Source organism: Mucilaginibacter sp. P4_E8 (assembly GCF_056401495.1).
In genome coordinates, this window is record NZ_JBFUJG010000186.1 from 1 (window position 1) to 8079 (window position 8079).

Annotated in this window: 7 protein-coding genes; all 7 read right to left on the minus strand. The window is 38.7% G+C overall.

The genetic code is table 11. The features are described 5' to 3' along the window. A partial coding sequence (locus AC1DRQ_RS28035) for a tetratricopeptide repeat protein (protein WP_477428899.1) occupies positions 1–1121 on the minus strand: 1121 nt, incomplete at its 3' end. 6 nt (positions 1122–1127) lie between these two features. Then, positions 1128–2243, minus strand: a complete 1116-nt coding sequence (locus AC1DRQ_RS28040; protein WP_477428901.1) for a tetratricopeptide repeat protein — start codon at positions 2241–2243, stop codon at positions 1128–1130. Between the two features lie 5 nt (positions 2244–2248). Continuing rightward, complete coding sequence (gyrA, locus tag AC1DRQ_RS28045; RefSeq protein WP_477428903.1) at positions 2249–4822, minus strand: DNA gyrase subunit A; 2574 nt, start codon at positions 4820–4822, stop codon at positions 2249–2251. Positions 4823–4985: 163 nt separating this feature from the next. Continuing rightward, positions 4986–5384, minus strand: coding sequence for a hypothetical protein (locus AC1DRQ_RS28050; RefSeq protein ID WP_477428905.1), 399 nt, complete (start codon positions 5382–5384; stop codon positions 4986–4988). A gap of 10 nt (positions 5385–5394) precedes the next feature. After that, a complete protein-coding gene (hemF, locus tag AC1DRQ_RS28055; protein ID WP_477428907.1) occupies positions 5395–6309 on the minus strand; it encodes an oxygen-dependent coproporphyrinogen oxidase in 915 nt (304 codons plus the stop codon). A gap of 125 nt (positions 6310–6434) precedes the next feature. Continuing rightward, on the minus strand, positions 6435–7673 hold the full coding sequence (locus tag AC1DRQ_RS28060) for an MFS transporter (RefSeq protein WP_477428909.1): 1239 nt from the start codon (positions 7671–7673) through the stop codon (positions 6435–6437). Between the two features lie 110 nt (positions 7674–7783). Further along, positions 7784–7981: a cold-shock protein gene (locus tag AC1DRQ_RS28065; protein ID WP_429392693.1), complete on the minus strand. Its 198-nt coding sequence runs from the start codon at positions 7979–7981 to the stop codon at positions 7784–7786. Positions 7982–8079: the final 98 nt, after the last annotated feature.

Sequence of the window (8079 nt, forward strand, 5' to 3'; positions counted from 1 at the left end):
GGTTTAGCCAGGTCAAATTGTGCATTGGCTTTGGTTATTGCCGCATCATATTCCTTTTGTTTATTAGCTGGTAATTTATTAGCTGCATTGTAAGAATCAATTGCAGGGTTAAGAATTACGTAGCCTAAATTTAAATTGGCTTCAAAATAATTAGGATCAATTTCTAAAGCTTTTTTATACATATCAGCAGCTTTGGTGTAATTGTCAACTTTTTGTTGCTGCAATGTGTTTTTTGCTGCTGCATCTTTAGCTTTAGCTTGCTCTTTTATAATAGCTTCGGCAGTTTGCGAATAAGTTAAACCTGCATAATAATACAGTGTTTTGTTTTTAGGATCAGCAGCCAAAGCGGTTTGTATCTTTTGAGCTACTTCTTTTTCTTTACCTGTTTGCAGACTTATCTCGATCTCTCTTTTACGCAAATCTGAATTTGAAGGATATTTTACAATACCATCACTAACTGCTTTAAGTGCACCTGTTGTATCCTTACTGGCTAAATACAGTGATGACAAGTCCATATAAACACTTGCATTTTTTGAGTATTTAGTGGTAACCAATTTATTATAGTTAGTTATAGCCGCCGGATAATTTTTAGAATTTGCTGCTGCCAAACCTGTATAGTAAATGGCATTGGTATCCTCAGGTAAAACGGTACGATAATAATCAAATGATTGATACGCGAGGTCATATTTACCTGCGGAATATTCTGCAACACCTTTTGTTAACTGGTACTGCGCCATGTTTAAATAGGCATTGCTAATCAGTTGTTTATTTTCACCTTTAGTATCAAGCTCTTTAGCCTTTTTCAATGATTCTTCGGCAGTAGTAAACAATGGCAATGAAGTAGCCGATACAGTATCCTGAACCGCAAGTGATGAGTAAATAGCTCCTTTTAAAGCAAAAGTTTGCGGAAGCGCGGCTGTTTTTTCGTTAGCTGAGGCCTTGTCAATTGAAGTTTTGGCGGTAGCAAGACTTTTAACAGCAACTGCTAAAGTGGCCTTTGAATTTCTTAGTCCTTCGTAGTTGTCATACTCACTTTTTGCAGTACTTAATTCACCTTTTTGTGCAAACGTTGTTGCTGAAACTAAGCCTAACAGGCCTGCCATCAAAAGTTTGATTTTCATGATTTATTAGTTGGTTATCTGTTTTAATTTATTATTTACTTTGTCTAATTGATCTTTATTGCCGGTTTTAGCGTAAGCCAGCTGTAATGCTTTTAATCCCTGTACATTATTAGGCGATATTTCAGATGCTTTTTCAAGCCATTGTATAGCACGCCCAATATTTCTGTCATCATTGCCCTCCTGCCCTGCTGCACTCTGTTTTAGATAAAGTAACCCTAAATTAAAAACGGGGTCATAGGCTGAGCTGTTTAATTCAATTGTACGTAAATAAAGCGACTCGGCTTTATCATATTTATTTAAATGATCGTAACAATTCGCAGCAACAAATGCAATATCGGCGTTATTTGCATTAATGTCAAGTAAAGGGCCAATTAATGGCTCCAGGGCCTTATAATTTTTTTGGTTATTGTAAATATTGGCTTCGTCAAGTAACAGAAATCTATCGGCCGGCAATAATTTTCTTCCTTTTTGAAGTATTTGCAGGGCCTTTGAAGTGTCACCTAATGATTTGTAAATACTTGAGGCCGTTTCAATATATTCGGTACGTGTACTATCAACGGCTAATAAATTACTATAATATTTAGCCGCATCTACCAAATTACCCGCCTTATTGTTTGAATAGGCTATATAATCAGTAATGGGTTTAAAATTTGGAGCGTATTTGCGCGCATTTTCAAATGATTGCCTGGCATTGGTAAAGTCTGAATTATTGGTAAACTCAAATCCTTTTCTTATGTAAACGTTAGCTAAACAACGTTTTGCGTAATCAATTTCTGCCTGAAATTTATAGATCTTTTTATTAGCCGATAGTTTATCAACCAAAGTTGAGGTTTCTGCCAGCAAGGTTGCCGGCTGCCCCAGTTTGTTTAACGAGTCAACATATAAGATACTTGCATTAACCAGTGCGCGATAAGTGTTCTTTTCTACGTCAGCAGTATCTGATCTGGTAATAATTAAGCTATCTGCAGATTTTTTTGCCGCGCTTAAATATTTCAAATCATTTTTTTGCTTGTAAAAAGCCAGATCATTAACTACAACCTTTAATGCCTCGCTTTGAGCGAAAGCAAAGGTTGTAGTAATAAATGGTATTAAAACCGATAGGATAATTTTACGGCACTGCATATTAGTTATTCAGTTGTTTCGTCAGTAGTTGATTCGTCGCCATTGTTTGTTGCTTCATCGTTATCGGCAACGTTATTTTCGGCATTTTCATCAAGTTCCTTTTCTTCATCCTCGTCATGCTCAATTTTTGCAACTGATGCAATTTCGTCATTATTTTTAAGTGTTATTAACCTAACACCTTGTGTAGCCCTGCCCATAGTTCTTAGTTCGCTTATGGCTATACGTATAATAATGCCCGATTTGTTGATGATCATCAGGTCCTCTTTATCAGTAACACCTTTTATGGCAACAAGGTTTCCGGTTTTTTCAGTAATATTTAAAGTTTTTACACCTTTACCACCACGATTGGTTACCCTGTAGTCATCAATGTCGGTACGTTTGCCGTATCCTTTTTCTGATACTACTAAAACAGTTGTTTCTGAATCGTCAATGCTGATCATACCAACTACCTCGTCGTTTTCGCCATCAAGGGTTATACCACGAACACCGGTAGCGGTACGGCCCATTGGTCTAACTGTTGATTCATTAAAGCGTATGGCCCTACCTGATTTAAGCGCCATTACAATTTCACTTGTGCCGCTTGTTAAGTTTGCTTCCAGTAATGAATCACCTTCGTTAATGTTGATGGCGTTGATACCGTTGGCACGCGGGCGTGAATAGGCTTCGAGTGAGGTTTTCTTGATAGTACCTTTTTTGGTACACATGATGATGAAGTTATTCTCCAGATAATCTTTATCCTTCAGGCTAATCAGCTTGATGTAAGCCTTGATGTTTTCTTCCTTCGGGATATTGATAATATTCTGAATGGCACGTCCTTTTGAAGTACGTGTTCCTTCCGGAATTTCAAATACCCTGAGCCAGTAACATTGTCCCGACTCGGTAAAGAACAGCATGTAGTTGTGATTTGATGCAACCAGCAAATGCTCAATAAAATCGGCATCTCGGCTGTTGCTGCCTATGGAACCCTTACCCCCCCTGCCCTGACGGCGATATTCCGTTAACGGTGTACGTTTTATATAACCCTCACGAGATATGGTGATCACTACATCCTCATCCTCAATAAAGTCCTCAGTCTGCATTTCGGCTGATGAGTGCACCATTTCTGTTCTGCGCTCATCACCATATTTCTCTTTAATTTCTAACAGCTCATCTTTAATGATCTGCATCCTTAAGCCTTCATCATTTAAAATTGATTTTAAATATTCAATCAACTTCATTAGTTCGGCATATTCATCTTTGATCTTATCGCGTTCAAGTCCGGTTAACCTACGCAGGGTCATATCCAGTATAGCGCGGGCTTGTATATCGCTCAAACCAAACTGGGCTATTAATCCCTCCCTCGCTTCATCTGGTGTTTGTGATGCACGTATCAAACGGATCACTTCATCCAGGTGATCTAAAGCGATCAATAAACCTTCTAAGATGTGGGCACGTTTTTCGGCTTCAGCCAATTCAAATTTGGTACGGCGTACAACAACATCATGCCTGTGTTCAACAAAATGATGAATCAGATCCCTCAGGTTAAGCATCATTGGGCGGCCATTAACCAACGCAATGTTATTTACACTGAATGATGTTTGCAGCGCGGTGTATTTAAACAGGTTGTTTAATACGATAGCTGCATTGGCTTCCCGTTTAATTTCGTAAACCACACGGATACCTTCCCTGCTCGATTCATCACGAATAGCAGAAATACCTTCCAGCTTTTTATCATTAACCAGTTCGGCTGTACGCTCAATCATCAGGGCCTTGTTTACCTGGTAAGGTACTTCAGTTACAATAATGCGTTCCCTGTCGCTGCCATGTATTTCAATTTCGGCTCTTGCACGGATCACTACCCTGCCCCTGCCAGTTTCCAATGCCTCGCGCGGGCCTTCAAACCCATAGATGATACCACCAGTAGGAAAATCAGGTCCTTTTACATATTTCATTAACTCGGCAACCTCTATATGGCGGTTATCAATCAATGCTATGGTAGCGTCAATTACCTCCGAAAGATTGTGTGGCGCCATATTAGTGGCCATACCTACCGCTATACCCGATGCTCCGTTAACCAGCAGGTTAGGGAATTTTGCGGGTAAAACCGTTGGTTCCTGTAAAGAATCGTCAAAGTTTAATTGGAAATCGATGGTATCTTTATTGATATCGGCAAGCATCTCTTCGGCCAGTTTTTGCAAACGGGCCTCTGTATAACGCATCGCTGCCGGTTCATCACCATCAATTGAACCGTAGTTACCCTGGCCTTCAACCAGCAGATAGCGCAAGCTCCATTCCTGGGCCATACGCACCATAGTATCATAAACGGATTTATCGCCATGCGGGTGGTACTTACCCATCACCTCCCCTACAATACGGGCAGATTTTTTGTATGGTTTGTTATTATTTAAACCCAGATCGAGCATCCCGTATAAAACACGTCTGTGTACGGGTTTTAGTCCATCGCGGACGTCAGGCAATGCTCTGGAAACGATCACCGACATTGAATAATCAATGTAAGCGGATCGCATTTCCTCGTCAATATTTATCGAAATTATTCTGTCTTCTTTGTGTGAATTATCGTTTTCTGTTCCTTCGGCCATTTTTATTAATTTGTGGAATCTTCTCTTATAATTGCGCGTTAAAAAGTGTTTTTTAAACGACCTGCGAAGTTAAGAAAATAGTTGATTATTGTGCCATTTTTGGCAAGAATAAACGCATTCATTTATACACATCAGCCTATTTGTTAACGTTCCGGGCGGTACGTTATTTTACTTTTACCCAATGATCTTCAATCTTATTACCATTTGGCAAAGTAGCCCTCAGTTTAAGCGTATCATTACTAACTATGTAGGTGTATTTTACTGTTTTACCTAATAATTTTGAAGGCTGGCTGCAATAGGTTTGTGTTTCAAAACAAGTATCAGCAATTAGTTTGTAATCACCTTTTTCATAAACAAAGTTCTTCTGCCCTTTTTCAATTACCAGTGCCTGGTAATGCAATTCGTCATAGGTGCGTTGTAATTTATAGGTGGTTGATACGCTGTCAGTTTTACCATTGAGCAGGCCTCCCCTATATTCCCATACACCATTAAGCGAACTTTTATTGTTGATAAATGAGCATAAAAAAGCTGCAGACAAAAAAAGGAAAATAATCTTTTTCATAGGTTTTGTATTAAGCCCAGTTAATACCTTTTTTAAGTAAGGACAAGGTCCTTTCTTCTTCACTACCCGGCGTTGCCTGGTAATTATAAAGCCATTTGGCTGTTGGGGGCAAACTCATTAATATAGATTCAATACGGCCATTGGTTTCCAGGCCAAATTTGGTTCCGGCATCATATACCAGGTTAAATTCAGTGTAACGGCTTCGGCGTTGGTATTGCCATTGTTGTTGTTCTTCGGTAAATGGTGTGTGGCGGTTACGCTCAACCAGCTCCGTATATAAAGGGATGAATGAACGGCCCAACGCTTTTGAAAATTCAAAAATAGTATCCCAGGATAGTTCATCATTGGCGGTGAGCCGGTCATAAAATATGCCGCCTATACCGCGGGTTTCATTACGATGTTTGATATAAAAATAATCATCGGCCCATAATTTAAACCGGTGATAAAAATCGTGATAATAAGCATCGCACACCGATTTAATGCTACTGTGAAAGTATTGAGCATCGGCATCAATAATGTAATGAGGTGTAAGATCAATGCCACCGCCAAACCACCTTAATGGTTGCTGGTTACCACCAAATGATGATGGCATTTCAAAGTACCTGATGTTCATATGGATGATGGGTACCATAGGATGATTGGGGTGGATCACTATGGATACGCCTGTGGCAAAAAAATCTTCCTCATTTACCTGCAATGCCCGTTTCATGTTTTCGGGCAGTTGACCGTGTACAGCAGAAAAGTTTACACCTCCCTTTTCAAATATATTGCCATTTTGAATGATACGGGTACGACCACCGCCCCCACCTTCGCGCTCCCATTTTTCTTCTTCAAACCTACCTTTCCCATCGGTTATCTCAAGCGCTGCACATATTTCATCCTGTATTTGCTGATAATCGATAGTTATTTGTTCTTTGCTTATCATATAATGTAAAAGTAGTTTTTTTAGTATCAAGTAGCGAGTATCAAGTATCACGACTTTTTTAAAGTAKCATTAATCATCTACAAGAAATCTTGATATTTGATACTCGCTACTTGATACCACTTCCCCTAACTTATCTCAACGTAATTCAAATCCTTACCAAAAGTTTCTTTTAATTGACTTAATGAAAATAATGAAATGAGTGTGAGTATACCCATCATGATATAACCGCTTGTGATCATCCCGTTATGTTTTACCAAAGCGTCAAAGGCCCAGTTTATAGGGATCAAAGAGCCACGTACAAAGTTTGGTACAGTTGTAGTAACGGTCGACCGTATATTGGTTCCAAACTGTTCTGCTGCTATGGTAACAAATGTTGCCCAATAACCAACCGTACATCCCATAAAAAAGCTCAACCAAACAAATTGAGAAGATGTAATGCCTTTGGTACTTAAATATGCCGTAACGCTCACTAATGATAATAGCAGGAACACCGCCATTGTTAATTTTCTTGATTTGGTGATCTGAGCAAGTAAACCGGCAAATATATCTCCAACCGCAATACCTACATAGCTATATAAAATACCCGAACCTGCGCTTAATACTTCTTTTGAACCCAAAGCCACTCCAAATTCTTTAGCCTGAGTTATCAATATACCAACTACATACCAAAGCGGGGCGCCAATTAAAATACAATAAAGATACTTTTTAAGTCTTGTTCCATTATTGAACAATATTAAAATGTTCCCTTTGGATACTTTGCTTTGAGCAACATTTTTATACATGCCTGATTCAAAAGTTCCCAATCGCAACAATAATAACACAATGCCCAAGCCGCCTCCTACAAAGTATGCGTTACGCCAGCCATATTTAGCAATCGTGGCCGCGGCTACGGCTCCAAAAAGTCCAATTACAGCCACTATCATGGTGCCGTAACCTCGCTTTTCTTTACTCAATGTTTCAGTTACAAKGGTTATACCGGCACCTAACTCGCCGGCAAGGCCTATTCCTGCTATAAAGCGGATAATAGCATAGCTGTTAATGTCATGTACCAATCCATTTGCAAAATTGGCAATTGAATACAGAAGGATCGATCCGAATAAAACCCTGATACGGCCAAACTTATCACCAATAATACCCCATATAATTCCCCCCAACAGTAAACCAAACATCTGCATATTTATAACATATACACCCTGTAAACGAATATTAGCTTCAGAGATGCCTATATCCTTCAAGCTTTCCAATCTTACGATAGAAAAGATCACAAGATCATAGATGTCAACAAAATAACCAAGGGAAGCAACAAGAACCAAGAAAATAATATTCCTTGTTACTTTAGGAGAAGCAATTGTATCTGTAGTCATATTTTATAGGCGTTTGAACGGCTAAAGTAGCAGAATTATATATAATCAAAAATTTAAACACAAAAAAAACCCCTGTTTATGCAGAGGTTTTTGTTAAGAACATCGGTTAACTATACTTTTTTTACGTTTACTGCTTGTAATCCTTTTCTGCCTTCTTCCACTTCGTATGTAACGTCATCATTATCTTTAATGGCATTTACGCCGCCCTGTACGTCTTTGAAGTGTACAAAAAGATCTTTACCATCATCGGTAACAATAAAGCCATAACCTTTTTGTGTGTTAAACCATTTTACTTTTCCAGTTTTCATAATTATAATTATCGTATTAAAAAATTCGTGTTAAGATTAAAAACTAAAGCCAAACTGAAAATAAAATGGTTTTAATAATCAGAAGGAATAGATAAGCC